The organism is Caulobacter sp. GW821-FHT12F03, from assembly GCF_058806855.1.
The window spans coordinates 1,020,465-1,042,628 of the sequence record NZ_JBXAQC010000001.1 but is presented as its reverse complement, the minus strand read 5'-3'; the positions used below and the strand labels follow the sequence as shown (position 1 = coordinate 1,042,628).

Annotated in this window: 22 protein-coding genes; 11 read left to right on the top strand and 11 right to left on the bottom strand. The window is 69.4% G+C overall.

Translation table 11 applies throughout. The features are described from left to right. The first annotated feature begins 148 nt into the window (after positions 1-148). From AC1RN0_RS05120 to AC1RN0_RS05105, 4 genes are read left to right on the top strand one after another with little or no spacing between them, the layout of a single operon-like run. Complete coding sequence (locus tag AC1RN0_RS05120; protein ID WP_492786349.1) at positions 149-1,255, top strand: flagellar basal body P-ring protein FlgI; 1,107 nt, start codon at positions 149-151, stop codon at positions 1,253-1,255. After that, the gene (locus tag AC1RN0_RS05115; RefSeq protein WP_492786348.1) at positions 1,255-1,572 is read left to right on the top strand and encodes a rod-binding protein; all 318 of its coding nucleotides are present in this window, start codon (positions 1,255-1,257) and stop codon (positions 1,570-1,572) included. Before AC1RN0_RS05120 ends, AC1RN0_RS05115 begins: the two co-directional genes overlap by 1 nt. 12 nt (positions 1,573-1,584) lie before the next feature. Next, positions 1,585-2,025 carry a flagellar basal body protein gene (locus AC1RN0_RS05110; RefSeq protein ID WP_492786347.1) on the top strand — a complete coding sequence of 147 codons (441 nt, stop codon included), beginning with the start codon at positions 1,585-1,587 and terminating at the stop codon, positions 2,023-2,025. Between the two features lie 50 nt (positions 2,026-2,075). Then, complete coding sequence (locus AC1RN0_RS05105; protein ID WP_492786346.1) at positions 2,076-3,263, top strand: acyl-CoA dehydrogenase family protein; 1,188 nt, start codon at positions 2,076-2,078, stop codon at positions 3,261-3,263. Here AC1RN0_RS05105 and AC1RN0_RS05100 read toward each other — a convergent pair. Together AC1RN0_RS05100 and AC1RN0_RS05095 are read right to left on the bottom strand one after the other, a co-directional pair. Next, positions 3,260-3,961, bottom strand: a complete 702-nt coding sequence (locus tag AC1RN0_RS05100; RefSeq protein ID WP_492786345.1) for an AAA family ATPase — start codon at positions 3,959-3,961, stop codon at positions 3,260-3,262. The two genes, AC1RN0_RS05105 and AC1RN0_RS05100, sit on opposite strands and share 4 nt — an antisense overlap. A gap of 71 nt (positions 3,962-4,032) precedes the next feature. Further along, entirely contained in the window at positions 4,033-4,623 is a 591-nt protein-coding gene (locus tag AC1RN0_RS05095) for a TetR/AcrR family transcriptional regulator (protein ID WP_492786344.1), read from the bottom strand. A 39-nt stretch (positions 4,624-4,662) separates the two neighbouring features. Here AC1RN0_RS05095 and AC1RN0_RS05090 point away from each other — a divergent pair, with 39 nt between their 5' ends. Then, positions 4,663-5,073, top strand: a complete 411-nt coding sequence (locus AC1RN0_RS05090; RefSeq protein WP_492786343.1) for a PaaI family thioesterase — start codon at positions 4,663-4,665, stop codon at positions 5,071-5,073. A 2-nt stretch (positions 5,074-5,075) separates the two neighbouring features. Here AC1RN0_RS05090 and AC1RN0_RS05085 read toward each other — a convergent pair whose 3' ends face one another. After that, positions 5,076-6,668 carry an ABC-F family ATP-binding cassette domain-containing protein gene (locus tag AC1RN0_RS05085; RefSeq protein WP_492786342.1) on the bottom strand — a complete coding sequence of 531 codons (1,593 nt, stop codon included), beginning with the start codon at positions 6,666-6,668 and terminating at the stop codon, positions 5,076-5,078. A 174-nt stretch (positions 6,669-6,842) separates the two neighbouring features. Between AC1RN0_RS05085 and AC1RN0_RS05080 the strand changes: the two genes are divergently transcribed. From AC1RN0_RS05080 to uvrA, 3 genes are all read left to right on the top strand, one after another. After that, positions 6,843-7,331, top strand: coding sequence for a group III truncated hemoglobin (locus AC1RN0_RS05080; RefSeq protein ID WP_492786341.1), 489 nt, complete (start codon positions 6,843-6,845; stop codon positions 7,329-7,331). A gap of 72 nt (positions 7,332-7,403) precedes the next feature. Next, entirely contained in the window at positions 7,404-7,871 is a 468-nt protein-coding gene (locus tag AC1RN0_RS05075; protein ID WP_492786340.1) for a DUF1203 domain-containing protein, read from the top strand. Between the two features lie 149 nt (positions 7,872-8,020). Continuing rightward, positions 8,021-10,912 (top strand): excinuclease ABC subunit UvrA, encoded by a 2,892-nt coding sequence (gene uvrA, locus AC1RN0_RS05070; RefSeq protein ID WP_492786339.1) that lies wholly within the window; start codon positions 8,021-8,023, stop codon positions 10,910-10,912. 23 nt (positions 10,913-10,935) lie between these two features. Here uvrA and AC1RN0_RS05065 read toward each other — a convergent pair whose 3' ends face one another. Continuing rightward, positions 10,936-11,844, bottom strand: coding sequence for a hypothetical protein (locus tag AC1RN0_RS05065; protein WP_492786338.1), 909 nt, complete (start codon positions 11,842-11,844; stop codon positions 10,936-10,938). A 238-nt stretch (positions 11,845-12,082) separates the two neighbouring features. On the opposite strand from AC1RN0_RS05065, the gene AC1RN0_RS05060 reads away from it, so the two are divergent. After that, positions 12,083-12,697 carry a glutathione S-transferase family protein gene (locus AC1RN0_RS05060; protein ID WP_492786337.1) on the top strand — a complete coding sequence of 205 codons (615 nt, stop codon included), beginning with the start codon at positions 12,083-12,085 and terminating at the stop codon, positions 12,695-12,697. Here AC1RN0_RS05060 and AC1RN0_RS05055 read toward each other — a convergent pair. The 3 genes from AC1RN0_RS05055 to AC1RN0_RS05045 all read right to left on the bottom strand — a co-directional run bounded on the left by AC1RN0_RS05055 (position 12,694) and on the right by AC1RN0_RS05045 (position 15,414). Further along, on the bottom strand, positions 12,694-13,575 hold the full coding sequence (locus AC1RN0_RS05055; RefSeq protein ID WP_492786336.1) for a hypothetical protein: 882 nt from the start codon (positions 13,573-13,575) through the stop codon (positions 12,694-12,696). The genes AC1RN0_RS05060 and AC1RN0_RS05055 overlap by 4 nt on opposite strands. After that, positions 13,572-14,375 carry a hypothetical protein gene (locus AC1RN0_RS05050; RefSeq protein ID WP_492786335.1) on the bottom strand — a complete coding sequence of 268 codons (804 nt, stop codon included), beginning with the start codon at positions 14,373-14,375 and terminating at the stop codon, positions 13,572-13,574. Before AC1RN0_RS05050 ends, AC1RN0_RS05055 begins: the two co-directional genes overlap by 4 nt. Positions 14,376-14,487: 112 nt before the next feature. Continuing rightward, on the bottom strand, positions 14,488-15,414 hold the full coding sequence (locus tag AC1RN0_RS05045; protein ID WP_492786334.1) for a hypothetical protein: 927 nt from the start codon (positions 15,412-15,414) through the stop codon (positions 14,488-14,490). Positions 15,415-15,509: 95 nt separating this feature from the next. Between AC1RN0_RS05045 and trmFO the strand changes: the two genes are divergently transcribed. Both trmFO and AC1RN0_RS05035 read left to right on the top strand, forming a co-directional pair. Further along, positions 15,510-16,919, top strand: a complete 1,410-nt coding sequence (gene trmFO, locus AC1RN0_RS05040) for a methylenetetrahydrofolate--tRNA-(uracil(54)-C(5))-methyltransferase (FADH(2)-oxidizing) TrmFO (protein WP_492786333.1) — start codon at positions 15,510-15,512, stop codon at positions 16,917-16,919. A gap of 105 nt (positions 16,920-17,024) precedes the next feature. Then, positions 17,025-19,094 (top strand): S9 family peptidase, encoded by a 2,070-nt coding sequence (locus AC1RN0_RS05035; protein ID WP_492786332.1) that lies wholly within the window; start codon positions 17,025-17,027, stop codon positions 19,092-19,094. A 71-nt stretch (positions 19,095-19,165) separates the two neighbouring features. Here the strand turns inward: AC1RN0_RS05035 and AC1RN0_RS05030 are convergent, their stop codons facing one another. The 4 genes from AC1RN0_RS05030 to AC1RN0_RS05015 form a co-directional block, all read right to left on the bottom strand. Then, the gene (locus AC1RN0_RS05030) at positions 19,166-20,305 is read right to left on the bottom strand and encodes a serine hydrolase domain-containing protein (protein WP_492786331.1); all 1,140 of its coding nucleotides are present in this window, start codon (positions 20,303-20,305) and stop codon (positions 19,166-19,168) included. A 97-nt stretch (positions 20,306-20,402) separates the two neighbouring features. Further along, entirely contained in the window at positions 20,403-21,050 is a 648-nt protein-coding gene (locus AC1RN0_RS05025) for a squalene/phytoene synthase family protein (protein WP_492786330.1), read from the bottom strand. A 65-nt stretch (positions 21,051-21,115) separates the two neighbouring features. Continuing rightward, complete coding sequence (locus AC1RN0_RS05020) at positions 21,116-21,724, bottom strand: urate hydroxylase PuuD (protein WP_492786421.1); 609 nt, start codon at positions 21,722-21,724, stop codon at positions 21,116-21,118. 82 nt (positions 21,725-21,806) lie between these two features. Beyond that, positions 21,807-22,160 (bottom strand): Mth938-like domain-containing protein, encoded by a 354-nt coding sequence (locus AC1RN0_RS05015; protein ID WP_492786329.1) that lies wholly within the window; start codon positions 22,158-22,160, stop codon positions 21,807-21,809. Positions 22,161-22,164 lie beyond the last annotated feature (4 nt).

The following is a 22,164-nucleotide window of genomic DNA, read 5'->3' as shown; positions in this document are numbered from 1 at the left end:
TGCGGCATGGTTAATGCCGGGCAAATTCTGCCGTGGGCAAGGTGGCGACGAGCCATTCGCCCGCTATCGTCCTGTTTTTACAGCGCTTTTGTCGTGGCGCGCTTCTCGCATGGGAGCGCGGGTAGCGTGGCGTTGCGACAGGAAAGACATGCGTCCCTCGGTAGCCGGCAGTCTGATGGTGGTTCTGGCCCTGGTGATGGCCGGACCGGCCTTCGCCAAATCCAGAATCAAGGACGTCGTCGCCTTCGAGGGCGTGCGGGAAAACCAGCTGACCGGCTACGGCCTGGTGGTCGGCCTGAACGGCACCGGCGACAACCTGCGCAACGCGCCGATGACCCGCCAGAGCCTTGAGGCGATGTTCGAGCGGCTCGGCGTCAATGTTCGCGACACCAACCTCAACACCAAGAACGTGGCCGTGGTCATGGTCACCGCCAAGCTGCCGCCGTTCGCGGCCTCGGGCTCGGCCATCGACGTGACCGTCTCGGCCGCCGGCGACGCCAAGAGCCTGCAGGGCGGCACCCTGCTGGTGACCTCGCTGCTCGGCGCGGACGGCAACGTCTACGCGGTGGCCCAGGGCACGGTGCAGACCGGATCCGTCTCGGCCAGCGGCGCGTCGGGCTCCTCGGTCAGCAAGGGCGTCCCCACGGCCGGCCGCATCGCCGGCGGGGCGACGATCGAGCGCGAGACCGGCTTCCAGATGGCCCAGATGAGCGAGATGCGCATGACCCTGCGCAATCCCGACTTCACCACGGCCCAGCGCATCGCCACGGTGATCAACGCCCGCTACCCCGGCACGGCCGTGGCCGACAATCCGACCATCGTCACCCTGCGTCCGCCGGCGGGCCAGGGCATGGTGGGCTTCATGACCGCCGTCGAGACGCTCGAGATCGAACCCGACGCCCCGGCCAAGGTCATCGTCGACGAGATCAGCGGCGTCATCGTCATGGGCGACTCGGTGCGCATCTCCACCGTGGCCATCGCCCAGGGCAACCTGACCATCTCGGTGCAGGAAACGCCGCAGGTCAGCCAGCCCCAGCCCTTCAGCCGCGGCGGCGACACGGTGGTGACCAGCCAGTCCGCGGTCGCGGTGGACGAGGAACGCGGCCGCCAGCTGCTGACGCTGAAGAACGGCGCCTCGCTGGCCAGCCTGGTCAGCGGCCTCAACGCCCTGGGCGTCACGCCGCGCGACATGATTTCCATCCTGCAGGCGATCAAGGCCGCCGGCGCCCTGCAAGCCGACATCGAGGTGATGTGATGACCGCACCCGTGGGCGTTTCCGCCGACATCCTGATGGCCCAGGCCCAGACGCCGACCGCTTCGGCCGGCGACCTGGCCCGCAAGCGCAAGATCTCCGACGCCGCGCAGACGTTCGAGGCCTCGTTCCTGTCCACCATGCTGCAGCCGATGTTCGCCGGCCTGTCGACCGACGCCCCGTTCGGCGGCGGCGACGCCGAGGCGATGTTCAAGTCGTTCATGACCGACGCCATCGCCAAACAGACCGCCAAGCACGGCAGCCTGGGCATCGGCGACATGGTCCAGCGCGAAATGCTCAAACTCCAAGGTCTCACCTAGAAAGACGAATTCATGGCCCTCGACGCCCGCGACGCGACCGACCGTGTCGACCAACTGATCTCCCTGACCGACCGGCTGACCGCGCTGATGGCGCAGCAGTGCCTGGCGTTCGAACAGCGTCGGCCGCAGGACGCCGCCGCCCAGATGGAAGAGCTGTCGAAGCTGGCCAACATCTACCGCCACGAGTCGGCGCGGGTGCGTCAGGCGCCGGCGATGATCGAGGAGGCGCCGCTGGAGCAGCGCATGCGGCTGATGCAGGCGACCGAGGCGTTCGACGCCGTGCTGGCCCGCCAGGGCCGCGCGCTGGAAGCCGCCCGCACCGTCACCGAGGGTCTGGTCCGCGCCATAGCCGAGGAAGTGGCCTCGCAACGCACGACCGGCGCCGGCTATGGCCCCGGCGCAGTCGGCCAGGCCGGCGACGCCCGGGCGATCACGCTGAACAAGAGCGCCTGATTTGACCTGAATCAGGGACGGGGTCCCCGCCCCGCCCTCTGCTGGCTACCATGCCGGCTCCCTGCCCATCCCCCGTCGAATCCGATCCAGACGCGACCTTCCTCGCCGAAGTCCGCCGATTCCTCGCCGAGGCCCTGACGCCCGACCTGCGCGAGGCCGGCCGCCGCACGCTGGGCGTCCACAGCGACATCGCCGCCTGCAAGCTGTGGCACCAGCGCCTGCACCGCCGCGGCTGGATCGCGCCGGGCTGGCCGGTCGCCGAGGGCGGCACGGGCTGGACGCCGCGCCAGCGCTTCCTGTTCGATCGCGAATGCGCCCTCAACGACGCCCCGGTGCTGTTCGCCGGCGGCATCCGCAGCCTGGGGCCGCTGATCATCGAGATGGGCACGCCGATGCAGAAGGCGCGCTACCTGCCCGCCATCCTGTCGGGCGAGGATCTGTGGGCCCAGGGCTTCTCCGAGCCCGGCGCCGGGTCCGACCTGGCCCAGGTGGCGACCAGGGCCGAGCGCGTCGGCGAACGCTACATCGTCAACGGCTCGAAGATCTGGACCACCGGCGCCCACCTGGCGAACCGCATGTTCGCGCTGGTGCGCACGGCGACGGAAGACAAGCCGCAGAAGGGCCTGACCTTCCTGCTGATCGACATGACCACGCCTGGCCTGACCGTCTCGCCGATCATCACCATCGACGGCGAGCATGAACTGAACGCGGTGTTCTTCGACCAGGTCAGCGTGCCGGTCGCCAGCCGCATCGGCGAGGAAGGCCAGGGCTGGGCCGTGGCCAAGCGGCTGATGTCGCTGGCCCGCTCGAACAACACCCCGGCCGCGCTGGTTCGCCGCGTCTACCAGCGCGCCCGGGCCGCGGCGATGGCGGCGGACGATCTGGAGCCCGGCCTGATGGCGCGCCTCGTGGCCGCCGAGATCGAACTGACCGCCTTCGAACAGGCCGAGCTCAACCTGCTGCCGGGCGGACGCCTGCGCCCCGGCGACAACACCAGTTCTTCCGTGCTCAAGCTGATCGGCAGCGAGCTGCACCAGCGGGTGGCCGAGCTGGCCATGGAGATCACGGGCACGGCGCGGGGGCTCGCGCTGGACCCGTTCCGCGACGAGGCCGGCCGACTGGCCGACGGCGCACGGGCGACCGCCAAGCACTTCGCCACCCGGGCGGCGAGCATCTATTCGGGATCGAGCGAAACCCAGCGCAACGTGATCGCCGGCGTGCTGCTGCCGCGCGGCTAGAGCGTAAGCGGCACGGTGCGGTCGGTGGCTGCGATGAAGGTCGGGGTGCGGACCACGGGCCGCTGGGTCTGCAGGCGCGCCTCGACCCACGACCACAGGGCGGTGATCTCGCCGGCGGCGGAGCTGGACGGCTCCATGTCCTGAGCCGTCGAGCCGCCCGCCACGCTGCGTTGGTAGGCGACGCGGGTGCGCAGGCCGATCGGCGCGACCGGGAAGCCCAGGGCGCGCAGGGCCGAGACGGCCTCCATCAGCACCGGCGCCTCGATCGATTGCTGGCGATGCGGAGCCTGGTTGAGCACGAACGCGACCGGCCGGTGAAAGCGCGCGGCCAGGGCGGCGGACTCGGCGACCGCGCGGATGTCGAAGAAATTGGGCCGGGCCACGACCAGGCAGAGATCGGCGCAGCGGACCGCCTGTTCGACCTCCTCCTCGACCGACGGGCCGGTGTCGACGATCAGCAGGTCCACCCCGGCGCGGGCGGCGTCCTGCTGGCGGGCGAACAGGGCTCCCGGCTTGACGGCCTCGACGACGGGCTGGGTCTGCTGGCGCATGCGGCGCCATTCAACGGCCGAGTGCTGCCGGTCGGTGTCGGCCAAAAGGGTGACGTAGCCGGAAGCATGGGCCGCGGCCGCCAGATGCACGGCCAGGGTGGTTTTCCCGGTCCCGCCTTTGCGGGCAATGATGGCGAGAGTTTTCAACGCCTGTCCCCGAACGAAACGCTCTGGCGGGTTCCCAGCAGGAACCGTGCCCGGCCGCGCCGGTCCAGGGGTCAATCGAGCGGGCGCGCGATCCTGGCGTCAAAGAGGGTCGCGAGGTGTTCGCCGGCCTCGAGAATGGGCGCCGGCCCGCGATACAGGCGGGCGCGGATTAGACTGCCCTGCAGCAGGCCGATGGCCACGCCGGCCAGCCGGTCGGCCTCCCCGTCGGCGACGCCATCGGCGCGCAGTTTGCCGGCGATCACGGCCTCCCAGGCCGCGAAGGCTTCCAGCCCCGCCTGTCGCAGCGCCTCGTCCTCGGCGGCCGTCTCCAGCAGCACCGTCGTGATCGGGCAACCATCCCGCCAGCCGCTCTGCTCCATCCAGCCGGCCAGCCGGCGCACGTACGCCCGGACCAGGGACGCCCCGTCCGGCGCTTCGGCGGCGATCTGCTGCAGGGTGCGCCGGACAAGGTCCCCGGCATGGCGCACCGCCGCCTCGCCGATCTGCGCCTTGCCCTGCGGGAAGTAGTGATAGAGCGAGCCCTTGGGCGCGCGGCTGCGGGCGACGATGTCATTCAGACCCGTGGCCGCGTAACCGCGACGCCGGAACAGAACGGCGGCGGCCTGGACGATGGCCTGACGATGTTTGGGCTGGGCTGCCATGAGTTTTTATATAGACTGGTCTACATCAATAGAAGGTTGATGGCCATGTCCGTTCCAGAGGGGTTCACACCCCATTTCCGCCAGAGCCCGCTCACCGCGCCGTGGGAGCCGCTCTACAGCCGCACGACGGACGAGGCGGTGATCATCGGCCTGCGGGCCGGCGAAGCGCACTGCAACAGCCGCGGACTGGTGCACGGCGGCCTGATCTCGGCCCTCGCCGACAACGCCATGGGCCTTTCAGCGGGGCTGGGTCTGAACGCCGCCGGCGGACTGGTCACGGTGTCGCTGGCGATCGACTTCCTCGGCGCGGCGAAGCCCGGCCAGTGGCTGGAGTTCACCACGGCCTTCGCCAAACGCGGCAGGACCCTGTGTTTCGCCCAGCTGTTCGTGACCGCCGACGGCGAGACGGTCGCCCGGGCCAACGCCACCTTCCGCGTCATCGGCGGCTGAGGTCAGCCCAGGGCGATCTCACGGCCGATGCCGATGGCCGCCAGAAAGTCCGGGTCGTGGCTGACCACCAGCAGAGCCCCGTCGTAACCGGCCAGCGCCGCCTCGACCGCCTCGATCGACTGCAGGTCCAGATGGTTGGTCGGCTCGTCGAGAATCAGCAGCTGCGGCGGCTCCGGCGACGACAACACGCAGGCCAGCGCCGCGCGCAGCCGTTCCCCGCCACTCAGCGAGCCGACCGTCTGGTGCGCGGCGGTGTTGCGGAACAGGAAGCGGGCCAGCGCCGCCTGGGCGTCATTGACCGAGGCGGCGGGATTGAGCCGCTGGAAGGCCTGCAGGATCGTCTCGTCGTCGCGCACCACGGCGGTCTTCTGGTCGAGCAGCACCGAGCGCGCGCCGCAGGTGATCCTTCCCGCCACGGGGACGAGCTCCCCGGCCGCCAGCCGGATCAGGGTCGTCTTGCCGGCGCCGTTGGGTCCGGTCACCGCGACCCGCTCGGGTCCGACGATCTTCAGCGACAGGTCCGACAGGATCGGCGTCTCGCCGTAGCCGAACGCCACGTACTCGAAGGCCAGCACGGTCTTGCTCGCCGCGAGCCCTGAGGACGGCAGGGCGAAGGCCAGCGCCCGCACCTGTTCGACCCGCGCCCGCGCCGCCGCCAGCGCCTCGGCCGCCGCATCCCGCTGGCGTTCGGCCAGCCGCTCGCCCCGGGCGCCGCTGTTCTCGGCCCGCTCGGCCATGGCGCCGAGCAGGATCTTCGGGGCCGAGCCCGAGGCTGCGTACTTGCGGCCGGCAGAGTCGCGCCGGTCCTTGCGTTCGCGCGCCTGCTGGGCGTCGCGTTCGATGCGGCCGGCCACGCGTTCGGCGTCGCCCAGCGCCCGTTCGGCCGCCGCCCGTTCCTCGGCCTTCCGCTCGACGTAGAGGTCGTAGTTGCCGCCATAGACCCGCGCGCCGAGCCCCGAGAGCTCGACGATGCGGTCCATCTCGCGCAGCAGCGCCCGGTCGTGGCTGACCACCACCGCCCCGCCCCGCCAGCGCCGCAGGACGCCGACGAGGAAGGCCCGCGCCTCGGCATCGAGATTGTTGGTCGGCTCGTCGAGCAGGATGACGTCCGGCGCGCTGACCAGCAGCGCCGCCAGGGCCAGCCGCGTCAGCTGGCCGCCGCTGAGGCTGTCGCCCGGCCGGTCATAGGCAAGGCCGGGCAGACCGACCTCGATCAGCGCGTCGTCGATCCGCGCGGGCAGGTCCCAGTCGGCCTCGGCGAAGTCCTCGTCATCGGCCGTTCCGGCCTCGACCCGGGCCAGCCGCGCGAGGCCGTCGGCGACGCCCAGAAGGTCCGCTACCGTCGCGCCCGGCGGCGGCGCCAGCGTCTGGCGCAGCACGCCGATCCGGCCCGCGCGGCTGATGCGGCCTGAGGCGGGGGCCTGCTCGCCGGTGAGCAGGCGCAGCAGCGTGGACTTGCCCACGCCGTTGCGACCGACGAGGCCGGTGCGTTCCCGCCCGAAGGCGAGGCTCACGTTGTCGAAGAGAAGACGGCCGTCAGGCGTCGAGGCGGAGACGGCGTCCAGAACGAGACTGGTGGAGATCCGGGGAGACATGGGCGCTCACGGGCAGGGACAGGGAAACGGCGAAGCGATTTTCCATGCTGCGATCCACGAGAGCCTCCCTTGGGTGACCGGCCCGGCGCCGGACCCCCGATATAGGCCATCGCCGGCGCGGCGCAAAGACGCGGCCGGGTGGCCAGGGGCGCAGCGGAGGACTATCTGACGCCCATGAGCGATCCCCTCGCCTTCCAGGCCACGGCCTATTCGCCCGAAGAAGCCCGCGCGCGCCGCGCCGACGCCATCGCGCGCGCCAAGGCGGCGACGGGCATCGACGAGGCGCTGATCTCCGACCTTGTCGAGGCCTTCTACCAGCGGGTGCGGGCCGACCCGCTGCTGGGGCCGGTGTTCGCCGAGAGGATCGCCGACTGGGGGCCGCACCTGGCGCAGATGAAGGTGTTCTGGGGTTCGGTGGCGCTGGCCACCGGCGCCTACCAAGGGCGGCCGATGCCCAAGCACATGCGGCTGCCGGTCGACGCGCGCCATTTCGACCGCTGGCTGGCGCTGTTCGAGGATACGGCCCGCTGGCTATGCACGCCGCTGGCCGCCGAGCATTTCATCGTCCGCGCCCGCAACATCGCCGAGAGTCTCGAACTGGGCGTGGCCAACGCCAGCGGCGTGATGCTCGGCGTCGGCGAACGGTTCGTGCGGCCGGACTGAAAGTCAGCAAGAACCGGGTCGCGGCCCGCCGCGCGCCTGACCAGACTGGAACCCCTCAACAGAGGAGTCCCCATGTCCTACGTCGTCACCGGCCTGTCGCCCGAGCCCTTCGCCCCGCTGTTCGGCCTCGACGAGGCCGCTCTGGCCACGCGCGGCGTCATCCGCATGACCGTCGACAGCAAGCCCGGCTTTCCGTGTCGCATCACGCTGGAGGACGCGGACCCGGGCGAGACGGTGCTGCTGCTCAACCACGAGCACCATGCCGCCGAGACCCCCTACCGATCGCGCCACGCCATCTTCGTGCGCGAGGCCGCGGCGTCGCCGGCCCGGTTCGAGGACGACCTGCCGCCGGCGCTGAAGGCGCGCCTGCTGGCGATCCGGGCCTACGACAAGGCCGGCATGATGATCGACGCCGAGATTGTCGAGGGCGCGCAGGCCGGGCCGCTGATCGAGCGCTTCCTCGCCGACCCGCGCGCGGCCTATCTGCACGCCCACAACGCCCGGCGGGGCTGCTTCGCGGCGCGCATCGACCGGGGCTGATGACAGGGTGGTGTCAGCAGGATCGGCCCCTGCTGACATCATGCCGCCGCGTTCCCACAATGTTCTTGTGCAATTGGCGAGTCTGCGCACTACATATAGCCGTTGCGCCGCGCTTCCTTCTGGCCGGCTGAGCGTTCCTCCCGGTGACCATGGCCGACCATCAGAATTTCATCCGCGTGCGCGGCGCGCGGGAGCACAATCTCAAGAATGTCAGCGTCGACATTCCCCGCGGCGAGCTGGTGGTGATCACCGGCCTGTCGGGCTCGGGCAAGTCGTCGCTGGCGTTCGACACCATCTACGCCGAGGGACAGCGCCGCTACGTCGAGAGCCTGTCGGCCTACGCCCGCCAGTTCCTCGAACTGATGAGCAAGCCGGACGTCGACCTGATCGAGGGCCTGTCGCCGGCCATCTCGATCGAACAGAAGACCACAAGCCGCAATCCGCGCTCGACCGTCGGCACGGTGACCGAGATCCACGACTACATGCGCCTGCTTTGGGCGCGGGTCGGGGTGCCCTATTCGCCGGCCACCGGCCTGCCGATCGAGAGCCAGACCGTCAGCCAGATGGTCGACAAGCTGACCGCCCTGCCCGAGGGCGAGCGGCTGTACCTGCTGGCCCCCGTCGTCCGCGGCCGCAAGGGCGAGTACCGCAAGGAGATCGCCGAGTGGCGCAAGCTCGGCTTCCAGCGTCTGAAGATCGACGGCGTGCTCTATCCGATCGAGGACGCGCCAGAGCTCGACAAGAAGTTCAAGCACGACATCGACGTGGTCGTGGACCGGCTGGTGACCAAGAACGGCCTGGAGCAGCGCTACGCCGACAGCATCGAGCAGGCCCTGCGCCTGGCCGACGGCATCGCGGTGGCCGAATGGGCCGACATCGCCGAGGGCGCCAGCGAGCCGCACCGCATCCTGTTCTCAGAGAAGTTCGCCTGCCCGGTCAGCGGCTTCACCATCAGCGAAATCGAGCCGCGGCTGTTCTCGTTCAACAACCCGTTCGGGGCCTGCCCGGCCTGTGACGGCCTGGGGGCCAAGTTGGCGTTCGACGCCGACCTGGTGGTGCCGGACAAGGACAAGACCCTGCACAAGGGCGCCGTGTCGCCCTGGGCCAAGGGCCCCTCGCCGCTCTACACCCAGACGCTGCAGGCGCTGGCGCGGCACTATGGTTTCTCGATGGACGCGCCCTGGCACAGCCTGTCGGCCGAGGCCCAGAAGGTCGTGCTGTACGGAACCGGGACCGAGAAAATCCACTTCGTCTACGACGACAACGCCCGCAAGTATGAGGTCAACAAGCCGTTCGAGGGCGTGTTGCCGAACCTTGAGCGGCGCTGGCGCGAGACCGACTCCAGCTGGGTCCGCGAGGAGCTGGGCCGCTACCAGTCGGACACGCCCTGCGACGTCTGCCACGGCGCGCGCCTCAAGCCCGAGGCTCTGGCGGTCAAGATCGGCCAGCGCAACATCGCCGAGGTCAGCACCCTGGCCATCCGCCAGGCCAAGGCCTGGTTCGAGGCGCTCGAAGGCCAGCTGACCGACAAGCAGATGGAGATTGCCCGGCGGATCCTGAAGGAGATCAACGACCGCCTGCGCTTCCTCGTCGACGTCGGTCTCGACTACCTGAACCTCTCGCGCGGCTCGGGCACCCTGTCCGGCGGCGAGAGCCAGCGCATCCGCCTGGCCAGCCAGATCGGCAGCGGCCTGACCGGCGTGCTCTATGTGCTGGACGAGCCGTCGATCGGCCTGCACCAGCGCGACAACACCCGCCTGCTGCAATCACTGCGCGGCCTGCGCGATCTCGGCAACTCGGTGCTGGTGGTCGAGCACGACGAGGAAGCCATCCTCACGGCCGACTATGTCATCGACATGGGCCCCGCCGCAGGCGTGCACGGCGGCAATATCATCGCCGAGGGCAAGCCCGACGACATCATGGCCAACCCGGCCAGCATCACCGGCCAGTATCTGACCGGGACGCGCGAGATCGCCGTACCCGAGCAGCGCCGGCCGATCTCGAAGAAACATGTGCTGCGCGTCGTCGGCGCCACCGGCAACAACCTCAAGAGAGTCACCGGCGAGATCCCGGTCGGCACCTTCACCTGCATCACCGGGGTCAGCGGCGGCGGCAAATCGACCTTCACCATCGAGACCCTCTACAAGGCCGCCGCGCGCCGGCTGAACAACGCCAGCGAGGCCCCCGCCCCCTACGAGAAGATCGAGGGGCTGGAGAACTTCGACAAGGTCATCGACATCGACCAGAGCCCGATCGGCCGCACGCCGCGCTCGAACCCGGCCACCTATACCGGCGCCTTCCAGCCGATCCGCGACTGGTTCAGCCAGCTGCCGGAAAGCAAGGCGCGCGGCTACGGCCCGGGCCGGTTCAGCTTCAACGTCAAGGGCGGCCGCTGCGAGGCCTGCCAGGGCGACGGCCTGATCAAGATCGAGATGCACTTCCTGCCCGACGTCTACGTCACCTGCGACGTCTGCAAGGGCAAACGCTACAACCGCGAGACGCTCGAGATCCTGTTCAAGGGCAAGTCGATCGCCGACATCCTGGACATGACCGTCGAGGAGGCCGCCGACTTCTTCAAGGTCGTGCCGCCGGTGCGCGACAAGATGGAGACGCTCAAGCGCGTCGGCCTCGGCTACATCCACGTCGGCCAGCAGGCGACCACCCTGTCCGGCGGCGAGGCGCAGCGCGTCAAGCTGTCCAAGGAGCTGAGCAAGCGGGCCACCGGACGGACGCTCTACATCCTCGACGAGCCGACCACCGGCCTGCATTTCGAGGACACCAAGAAGCTGCTCGAGGTGCTGCATGAGCTGGTCGACCACGGCAACACCGTGGTGGTCATCGAGCACAATCTGGACGTCGTGAAGACGGCCGACTGGATCGTCGACTTCGGCCCCGAAGGCGGCGACGGCGGCGGCGAGATCGTCGGCGTCGGCACGCCCGAGAAGGTCGCCGGCATCGAGGGCAGCTGGACCGGCCGCTATCTGGCCGAGGTGCTCAAGCGCCACCGCGACCGGGCCGGCGAGCGCCGCAAGCGGGCCTAGGCGGCCCGCTCGCGGCGGGCGCGTCAGTCAAACGTCGACGCCGGTCCGCTGGCGCCGACCAGGCTGCGATAGATCGACGGCGCCGGGCAGAGCATGATCAGCATCAGGAACGGCGCGGGGATCATCGCCAGCAGCTGGTACAGCAGCGTCATCGGCGTGAAGTAGGTCTGCAGCGAGGTCATGTCCGGCGAGAAGATGCCGCCGGCCGCCGCGAAGCCGCCGCCGAGGGTGATCACCACGAGCAGCAGGATCGCATAGACAGCGGCATAGGCGATCATGGCCAGCACCAGCGCCAGCAGATAGGCCCCGAGCATGGGCAGGACGCGCCCCTTGGTCAGCTTCCACGACCCGAACAGGTTGATGCGCCCTGTGGCGTAGGTCTGGGCGCTGGCGAGCGACAGGCGGACCGACATCACCACCAGCAGCCCCAGCAACGCGAGTCCGGCGATCACGCCGACGAGGATTCCGACGCCCGTACCCGCAGCGGCGCCGATCGCCGCGGCCAGAACGCCGACGACGATCACACCGACCAGATAGACAGCGAAGAACAGCAGGCCCATCAGGATCATCAGGCCGATCTGCCGGAGCTCGTCGGCCCCGAACGCGATCCAGGCCAGCTTGCGGTCGGACGGCCGCAGGATCATGCGGTTCACCGCGGCGTAGAGGATGCCGTAGAAGACCAGGCAATAGGGGATGATCACGGCGTAGAGCGTCCCGAGCGGCTTCAAGGCCTCAAGGGCGGCCTTGGGATCGGAACCGGACGCCGCCTGCTGCTGCTGCAGCGCCACGAGGCCGGGCCCCGCGAACACGATCATCAGCACAAGCATGGTGAGGGACAGGACGCCGAGGATCGGAATCCAGATCAGCAGCGTCCTGAAATTCTCACGACCTTCGCGAAATCCGCTGAAGGCGGCGTCTGTCGCCGAAAACATCCCGTAGCACTCCCCACATCGGCGATCCCCGACCACCGCTCCGGCGGCGAGGTGAGCATTCCCGATCCGGCGTGGCAAGACCCGCCGCGCCTCCGGGTTGCACCCTTTCCCATCGCAATGTCCCGCGACGGCATCATGACAACACCCGCCGGGCATGGTCTTGTGGGGGCAACCCGCCGCCCAGGAGCCACGCCTTGTCGACCTGCCGCCAAACGCTCGCTGAAACAGGCGCTCCCGCATGATCCTCTACGGCGAGCGCAACCCCGCGCCCAATCCCCGCCGCGTGCGCATCTTCATCGCCGAGAAGGGCATCGACCTGCCCGAGACGCGCGTCGCGCTGCACAAGCGCGAGCACAAGTCGGACGAACACCGGGCGCGCAACTCGCTGGGCCAGGTGCCGACCCTGGTGCTCGACGACGGGACGGCCATTTCCGAGAGCGTGTCGATCTGCCGGTACCTCGAAAGCCTGCATCCGGCCCCGGCCCTGTTCGGCGAGACGGCGATCGAGCAGGCGACCATCGACATGTGGATTCGCCGCATCGAATTCCAGCTGATGACGCCGGTCGGCATGTTCTGGCGCCACGCCCATCCGCTGACCGCGGCCCTGCTGACCCAGTTCCAGGACTTCGGCGAGTCCAACCGCGAGACCTATGGCCGGGTGCTGGCCTGGCTGGACCGCGAGCTGGCCGACGGCCGGGAATTCCTGGCGGGGCCGCGCTATTCGATGGCCGACATCGTGGCCCTGACGACGATCGACTTCGCCAGCTTCACCGGGCTCGACGTCCCGACGGACGCGCCGCACCTGCGCGCCTGGCTGGAACGGGTCTCCGCCCGGCCGAGCGCCGCCGCCTAGAGGTCGGCGACGCCGTGGGCCTTGAGGCGGCGATAGGCGGCCGCCGGCGGGGCGTAGAAGATCACGAACACCAGCACGATGAGCAGGGTCTGCAGGGCCATCTGCAACAGCAGTTCGCCGAGCAGGCCTAGCGCCAGCGCCGGCGTGAGGTGGCTGAGGTCGGGGCTGGCCAGCCGGCCCATCATCGTGAAGCCGCCGGTGATCTTGGCCAGCACCAGGCTGAACACCAGCGCCAGAATGACCACGCCGACGGCGTAGACGATCGTCAGGCCAAGCGTGAGCAGCAGCCGCCAGAACTGGCCCTGGGTCAGCCGCCAGGCGGCCGAGAGGCGGAAGTGGTGCTCGGCGAAGGTCATAACCCCCGCCAGCGCCAGCCGCGTGGCGAGCCAGCCCAGCAGGACCACGCCGCCGAGCGATCCCACCACGGTCACCGCCCTGTGCAGGCCGCCCGAGTTGTTGGCCACCACCACCACCAGGGCGCCGTAGAGGCCGCTGGCGATGGCGAAGATGAAGATCACCAGCAGGCTGACGAGGAACATGCGCAGTTCGTCGGCGCTGATCTTGAGGTGGGCGAAGCCCTTGTCCTCGGGATTGAGCACGGTGCGGTAGATCGCCGTCACCAGCATGATCGGCATGATCACCGCCAGCGGGAAGGCGATGAACATCGACACGCCGAACCGGGCGACCAGTTCACTGAAGTCGCGCTGCACGCCGGTCGCCTCGACGGCCGCCAGGGTGCCGATGTTCGGCACCAGCAGCACGACGATCATCGCCAGCAGCGAGAGCAGGTAGAAGCCCGTCCAGGCCAGGATCAGTCCCGGCCGGTCGCGGATGATGCGGAAGCCCTCGAAGGCCGTGTCGGACGGCGAAATGATCATTGGCCTGCCCCCTGCCGCAGACGACGATAGATGTGGGACGTCATGCCCACCGAGATCGGCACATAGAAGAAGGTCGAGACGATTCCGACAACAAGCTGCGTCAGGGCGACGGCATCCGGGCCATGCATGGCCTGACCAAACAGGCCGGCCAGCGACTGCATGATGATGATCGGCAGGTTGATCACGATCGTCGCGGCGAGAATGCGCAGCAAGGACCCCTTGGTCAGACGGAGACTGCTGAGGAATCGCACACGGTTCTCGGCCGCCGTCGCCGGCACGGCCATCGACAGGCGGGCGTTGAGCGCCAGCAGCCCCGCGACCGCGATCAGCGCCGCGGCGTTGAACAGGAAGGCTCCCGTCGGGGTCAGACTCGCCAGCAGCATCTCCGGCGTGGTGGCCGCGGTCGTCTCCTGCACGCCGACGAGGCCGACCAGAAGCGCCGACACCATGAAGACCGCGATGACCACGACGATCGCGAGGAACACCGTCGCCAGAAGACCAACGATGACGAGCCGTCCTTCCAGGGCCCGCCACTGCAGACCGAACGGGCCGTTATGGTCGGGGGACTCCGCGCCCGCGTCCGCCAGGCCGATGCGATAGAGGGCGCCCTGGGCCATCAGTCCGGCCAGCACATAGACCGCGAAACCGATGGCCACCAACGGCAGCGCCTTGGCCGTCAGCAGCACGACAAGTCCGACGGAGGCGAGAACCAGCGGGCCAATCGCCCTGAGCACGTTGGCGCGCCAGAATTCGAAGCCCTCGGCCACGGCAGTCCGGACCGAAAAACGCGCCTGAGACATGCGACTCCTCGCGCCGTTCGGCGCGTGTGGTTCCTGTTCGCCTTTAACCCTGCTTCGCGCCCTGTGGCGACCGGATTTGCGGGCCCGCGGGCCGGAACGCGCGCGACGCCCGTCAGGCGGTCACATCGTCCGCGCCGCGCAGCTGACGGTAGGCCTCGGCCCAGGGCGCGGTGACGATCGCCGTGGCGGCCGCGCCGATCAGGCTGGCGAGGACGCCGGCGCCCAGCAGCCACGGCCCCAACTGCAGCAGCAGCGCCCGCGGCGGCTGGCGGAAGAAGGCCTCGATGGTCTGCTGGTCGAGGTTATGCAGCCCGGCCGCGCCCCCCGCCGCGAACAGGATGGCGAACGCCAGCGCCCCGACGACGACCTCGAGCACCATGATGATCAACACCATGACGATGGCCACGAGCAGCAGGTTGACCGCATTGCCGCGGGTCAGGGTCCAGGACTCGAACAGACGGAAGTTGCGCTCGGCGAAGCTCATCGGCGCGGCGAGGCTGAAGCGCAGCGACAGCCAGATCATGACCACGACCAGCGCCAGGCCGGAAACGATGCAGAAGCCGATCGTCGCGGCGTGCGAGGCCTGCCAGAGGGCGATGCCGACGCCGGCGCTGACGCCGACCCACAGCATCGCGCCGATGCCGAGCAGGATGCCCATGCAGATGACCACCAGGCCCAGCATCACCTCGCCCATGCCGAGCCGCAGGTAGGCCCAGCCGCTGTTTTTCGGCTCGAGGACCGCGCGGAATACCGCGCCGGCGAGCATCACCCGCATCAACAGGCTCAGCACCCACAGGATCGGGTTGGCCGTGTACCAGGTGGTGATCAGAGGCATCATCTGGTCGGAGGTGGGCTCCCCGCCCGCCTTGCCCAGCGCCACCAGGTCGGCGAACGCCGGCCCCATCGCCGCGATGACCGCGGCGACCGGCAGGATGCCGACCACCAGGATGAACAACGCCCAGCCCGCCACCGCCACTGGCCGGCGCGCGACCAGCCCAAATCCGGCGAACGCCGTCTTTCCGATATCAATCCGAGCCATGATCCGCCCTCCCGAAGAACCGTGATCGACGAGACCATCACAACTCTCCGCGCGACGCCAGCATCTGCCGCTTTCACGCGAACGCGGCTGGCCCTATGTGTCCGCCCATGACGATGAAACCTGTTCATGTGATCGGCGGCGGCCTCGCCGGTTCCGAAGCGGCCTGGCAACTGGCCGAGGCCGGCGTTCCCGCCGTGCTGCACGAAATGCGCCCGGTGCGCGGCACCGACGCCCACCAGACCGACGGCCTGGCCGAGCTGGTCTGCTCCAACTCCTTCCGCTCGGACGACTGGCAGTACAACGCCGTCGGCCTGCTGCACGCCGAGATGCGCCGCTGCGGCTCGATCATCCTGTCGAGCGGCGACAGGCACCAGGTGCCGGCGGGCGGAGCCCTCGCCGTGGACCGCGACGGATTCTCGGCCGACGTCACGGCCCGGCTCGAGGCGCATCCGATGGTGACCATCGTGCGCGAGGAAGTCACCGGCCTGCCGCCGGCCGACTGGGACAGCGTGATCATCGCCACCGGCCCCCTCACCTCCCCGCCGCTGGCCGAGGCGATCCTGTCGCTGACCGGCGAGGACAGCCTGAGCTTCTTCGACGCGATCGCGCCGATCGTGCACCTCGACTCGATCGACATGTCCAAGGCCTGGCGCCAGTCGCGCTACGACAAGGAAGGCCCGGGCGGCGACGCGGCCGCCTACATCAACTGTCCGATGGACAAGGACCAGTACAACGCCTTCATCGACGCCCTGCTGGCTGGGCCCAAGTCCGAGTTCAAGGACTGGGAGAATGTGCCCTATTTCGACGGCTGCCTGCCGATCGAGGTGATGACCGAGCGCGGCCGCGAGACCCTGCGCCACGGTCCGATGAAGCCGGTCGGCCTGACCAACGCCCACAACCCGACGGTCAAGCCCTGGGCCATCGTGCAGCTGCGCCAGGACAACGCCCTGGGCACGCTGTGGAACATGGTCGGCTTCCAGACCAAGCTGAAGCACGGCGCCCAGACCGACATCTTCCGCATGATCCCGGGACTGGAGAACGCCCAGTTCGCGCGCCTCGGCGGCCTGCACCGCAACACCTTCCTCAACAGCCCGCGGCTGCTCGACGAGAAGCTGCGCCTGAAGGCCGACACCCGGCTGCGCTTCGCCGGCCAGGTCACCGGCGTCGAGGGCTATGTCGAGAGCGCCGCGCTCGGCCTGCTGACCGGTCGTCTCGCGGCCGCCGAGCGGCTGGGCGTCCCCATCACCCTGCCGCCGGCGACCACGGCGCTGGGCGCGCTGGCGACCCATATCACCGGCGGCTTCATGGAAGGCCCCAAGGCGACCTTCCAGCCGATGAACATCAACTACGGCCTGCTGCCGCCGATGGAGGCGCCGCGCCACGACGGCGAAGGCCGCAAGCTGCAGCCGCAGGACCGCGGCCGGGCCAAGAAGCGGATGATGAGCGAACGGGCCATGGCGGACCTCGAAGCCTGGCTGACGGGCGAGGCCGGGCCGACAGCCTGACCGTCCGCCCGCGGCGGAAAAGACTGCCCCGATGACTGGCGCGTTCGGCACGACACCCTTAGGGTGCCGGCCCAATTGCGCAACGATCCGCCGGGAAACGCCTGAATGAAGATCATCGCTCGCCTGTTCGCCGCCAGCCTGCTGGCGCTGTCGATCAGCTCCGCCGCCGACGCGCGGCCGTTCACCGCGAAGGACATGGTCACGCTTGACCGCCTGAGCGATCCGCGCGTCTCGCCGGACGGCCGATTCATCCTCTACGCCCGCCGGGTCGTCGACTACGACGCCAACAAGGCCAGGAGCGAGCTGTGGCTGATCTGCCAGACCTGCCGCACCGGCTCACCCCGCCGGCTCGACGCCTCGGACGGCGGCGGCGTGTCCAGCGCCCGATGGGGGGCCGACGGCCACAGCATCTATTTCCTGTCCAGCCGCGGCGGCTCCTCGCAGGTCTGGCGCGCCGACGTCGACGCGCCGGGCGCCAGCCAGGTGACCAAGCTGCCGTTCGACGTGGGGGCGTTCAAGACCTCGCCCGACGGCAAGAAGCTGCTGGTCACCATGGCCGTGTTCCCCGACTGCGAGACGCTGCAGTGCACGGCCGACCGCCTGGCCGCGCGGGCCGCGAAGAAGACCACGGGCGTGGTCCATGACCGGCTGTTCGTGCGCCACTGGGACGAATGGGCCGACGGCACGCGCAACCAGCTGTTCGTGCTGACCTTTGACGAGAAGGGCGTCACCGCCGACCACCCCGTCGCGGTCATGCACGGCTTCGACGGCGACGCGCCGTCCAAGCCGTTCGGCGACGAGAGCGAATTCACCTTCTCGGCCGACGGCAAGGAGGTCGTGTTTTCGGCGCGCCTGGCCGGCAAGACCGAGCCCTGGAGCACGAACTTCGACATCTACGGCGCCCCCGCCGACGGCTCGGGCCGGCTGACCAACTACACCGAGGCCAACAAGGCCTGGGACAGCGGCGTGGTCTATTCGCCCGACGGCAAGCTGGTCGCCTACCGCGCCATGAAGCGGCCGGGCTTCGAGGCCGACCGCTGGCAGATCGTCATCCATGACGAAGTCACCGGCAAGGACCGCGAGCTGGCGGCCGACTGGGATCGCTCGGCGGAGTCGCTGGCCTGGTCGCCGGACGGCAAGACCCTCTACACCACGGCCGAGGACGTCGGTCAGACGCGCCTGTTCGCCATCGATGTGAAGAGCGGCAAGGTCACGCCCCTGACCGGCGAGGGCCACGTCACCGGGTTCGACGTCGGCCCGAAGGGCATCGTCTACGTCCAGGACAATCTGGCCGCGCCGGCCCAGCTGTACAGCATCGGCTTCAAGCCGGGCTCGAAGCCGGTCGCACTGACCAACGCCAACGCCGACAAGCTGGCCGGCGTCGAATTCGGCCAGTACGAGCAGTTCAGCTTCCCCGGCTGGAACGGCGAGACGGTGCACGGCTATCTGGTCAAGCCGGTCGGCTTCGATCCGAGCAAGAAGTACCCGGTCGCCTTCCTGATCCACGGCGGGCCGCAGGGCAGTTTCGGCAACCTGTTCCACTACCGCTGGAACGCCCAGACCTACGCCGGCGCGGGCTATGCGGTGGTGATGATCGATTTCCACGGCTCGACGGGCTACGGCCAGGGCTTCACCGACGCGATCAGCCAGCACTGGGGCGACCGCCCGCTGGAAGACCTGCAGAAGGGCTGGGACTATGCGCTCAAGTCCTACAGCTTCCTCGACGGCGGCCGCGCCTGCGCGCTCGGCGGCTCCTACGGCGGCTTCATGATCAACTGGATCGCCGGCAACTGGAAGGAGCCGTGGAAGTGCCTGGTCAATCACGACGGCATCTTCGACTCGCGCTTCATGGCTTATTCGACCGAGGAACTGTGGTTCAGCGAGTGGGAGAACGGCGGCACGCCCTGGTCGCCCGGCACGACCTACAGCCAGTTCAACCCGGCTGACCACGTGGCCAACTGGACCGTGCCGATGCTGGTGGTCCACGGCGGCCGCGACTACCGCGTGCCGCTGGAAGAGGGCCTTGCGACCTTCACCGCCCTGCAGCGCCGGGGCGTCGACAGCAAGCTGCTCTACTTCCCGGAAGAGAACCACTGGGTGCTCAAGCCGCAGAACTCGGTGCAGTGGCATGAGGAAGTGCTGGGCTGGCTGAACGCCCACACCGCCGCCCAGTAGCCTTCAGGTCCGGGACCACAAAAAAGGGGGACGCCGCGTCGCGGCGTCCCCCTTGTTCGTTGCGGGAAGGATCAGGCCGGGATCAGGCCGAGACCCTGCCACATGGCCATGGCCAGGCCGAAGGCGCGCATGTCGCCCGTGGTCGTGCCGGCCATCCGATTCATGGCGTAGGCGAAGGTCGTGTGCGCATCCATGTCGATGATCGCCAGCGAGCCGCCATAGCCGCCCCAGAAGATGGTGTTGGGGCTGGGCAGCGGCAGGGTCGCGCCGCCGAGGCCGAAACCCATGCCGTAGCGGACCGGCATGCCGAGCACGAGGTCCTTGCCCTCGATCTGCAGTTCGAGCGCCTTGCGGCAGCCGGCCTCGGACAGGAAGCGCTTGCCCTGCGCCACGCCGCCGTTGGCGAGGATGGCGTGGATCTGCGCCACCGAGCGGGCGTTGCCCGTCCCGCCGGCGGCCGGAATCTCCGCGCCGCGCCATTCACGCGTGCGGGTCGAGGCGACATTGATCGGCGGGTTGTCCGTCCGGTAGACGCTGGCTCCCTCGCCGATCGACGCGTCGTTCGGCGGCGGCGGGATCAGGTCGGCGACGCGGCCGTCCTCGGACGCCGGCAGGCCGATGTGGAAGTCCGCGCCCAGCGGCTCGGCGAACTCCTCGCGGAACACCGTGCCCAGCGACTTGCCGGCGATGCGGCGGACCACCTCCCCGACCAGATAGCCCTGGGTCACCGCGTGATAGCCGGGCGCCGTGCCCGGTTCCCACAGCGGGGCCTGGGCGGCCAGCAGGGCCGTGGCCCGCTCCCAGTCATAGAGGATGTCGCCCTCAACCGGCTCGGTCCAGCCCGACAGACCGGCGGAGTGGCTCATCAACTGGCTGACGGTGATGTCGGCCTTGCCGTTGGCGGCGAACTCCGGCCAGTAGCGGGCGACCGGCGCGTCGAAGTCGAGTTCGCCGCGGTCGGCCAGCAGCAGCGCGGTCAGCGCGGTCATGGTCTTGGTCGTCGAATAGACGTTGACGATGGTGTCCCGCTCCCAGGGGCGGGTCTTCCCGGCGTCGGCCCAGCCGCCCCAGATATCGACGACAGTCTCGCCGTCCAGCGTGGCGCAGAACGAGGCGCCGAGGTCGGCCCCGCTCGCCAGGTTGGCCTCGAAGGCGGCGCGCACGCCGGCGAAGCGGTCGTCGGTGAATCCTTCCGCGGTGTCACGGGCCATATGGTCGTCTCCCCTGTTTCTTGTGTCGTTGCCCGCCAGTATGCCGAACCGGGCGCGTCGCGCCAGTTCACCCGGCGTCAAGACCGGCGGGCGTCCGTCAGGCGATCCGGCCGCGCAGCACGGCGAAGAACAGCCGCAGCCGCTTCTCCAGCTCGCCCGGGGCGCCGCCGCGCGCGTAGCGTCCAACCAGCGCCCCGTGAGCCACGGCGGGAAAGGCAGCCACCGGCAGGCGCGCCAGCTCGACCGCGGACGCCTTGAGGGCCGACAGGGCCGCGGGACCGTCGGCGCGGGCCAGGGCGACCGCGCGGGCGGCCTGTTTGACCTGGTCGGCGGTGGCGGCGGATGACAGCCGCCGGGCCGCCAGGGCCATCAGCAGGCCTTCGGTGGCGTCGGCATGGGCCAGGGCCGCCTTGCCCGTCTTCGGCCCGTCGAGGTCGCCCAGCCTCGCCTCGGCGAGGGCCGCCAGGGCCGTCGCCGGCAAGGCGCCGGCGGCGACGGCCTTCAGCACGGGGTGAGACCGCGGCGGCCTGCCGTCCGCGATTTCTTCCAGACCCTCCCGCCACCAGGTCATGCGGATCTCGCCCATCAGCGGGTCGGTGACGATCTGCGGGATACGCGTCAGCTCATGGTCGAGGGCGTAGAGCGCGACCAGGTCGGCGCGCGCGGCCGGGTCCGCCACGAAGCGGCTGGACAGCCAGCGATCCGGGGCGACCCGCTGTACGAGGGTATCGAGATCTTCGTCCATGGTTCTCAAACGAAGAGGGGCCCGCCATGCGGCGAGCCCCTCCCCTCAGTGGTGGTGTCGCAAGCCTAGAAGGCGCCGATCGTCTGCGTCATCGTCATGGCCGTCAGCATCGGGATGCTGAGCAGCAGGTTGGTCCGCGAGAACAGCATCGCCGTCTTGCCGGCCTTGGCCTTGGCGTCCGCGTCGCCTTCCACGATGCCGAGGGCGATCTTCTGGTTCGGCCAGATGAACACCCAGACATTGAGGAACATGATCGTGGCCAGCCACATGCCGATGCCCAGCAGGATGTTGCTCTTGTTGGCGAAGCCTTCCGACGCGCCCAGCGTGTAGGCCGGGATCAGAACGTGCTTGGAGCCGGCAAGGGCCACGCCCATGACCCAGGTCGCCAGCGCCGACCAGCGGAACCAGAACAGGGCCTCCGGCGCGATGTGCTTGGACACGGCAGGCTTCAGCTCGGCGGGAATGGCCGGCATCACGCGGATCTGGACGAAGTTGAAGTAGTACAGCAGCCCGATCCACAGGATGCCGAAGAAGGTGTGCATCCAGCGGAACACCGCCTCGAGGATGGTGGCGTCGAAGCCGCCATGGCCCTGCGTGTAGGCGAAGATCATGACCAGCGCGAGCACGACGCTCAGGATCACGGTGTTGCGGAAGTTGGAAAGAAGTCCGGCGATCATCGAATTGCCCCTCAGATAAAGTCCTACCCTGACGCTCAGCTATAGGCCGCTTCGCCTGGGCTGGTAAACAGTTTGCCGATCACACCGCGATGAGGGCGGCGGCGACGCGGCGCCCCTCGGACGCGACGACGTTGTAGGTGCGGGCCGCGGCCTCGGTGGCCATGAATTCCAGGCCGACGCCGGCGGCCTTGAGCAGGTCGCGGATTTCCCGCGACGGCAGGCCGGGAACCAGCCCCGTGCCGAGCAGCACGAACTCCACCGCGTCACGATTGGCGAGCACCCCGGCGAAATCGTCCGGCGTCAGGGCGGCCAGACTGGCCGGCGACCAGGACCGGGCGACATCGTCGAGGATCAGCAGCGATCCCGGGCGCCATTCGCCGGCCACGCGGAAACCGCCGCCGCCCCAGGCGTCCACCGAAGGCGGCTGGCGCATCCCG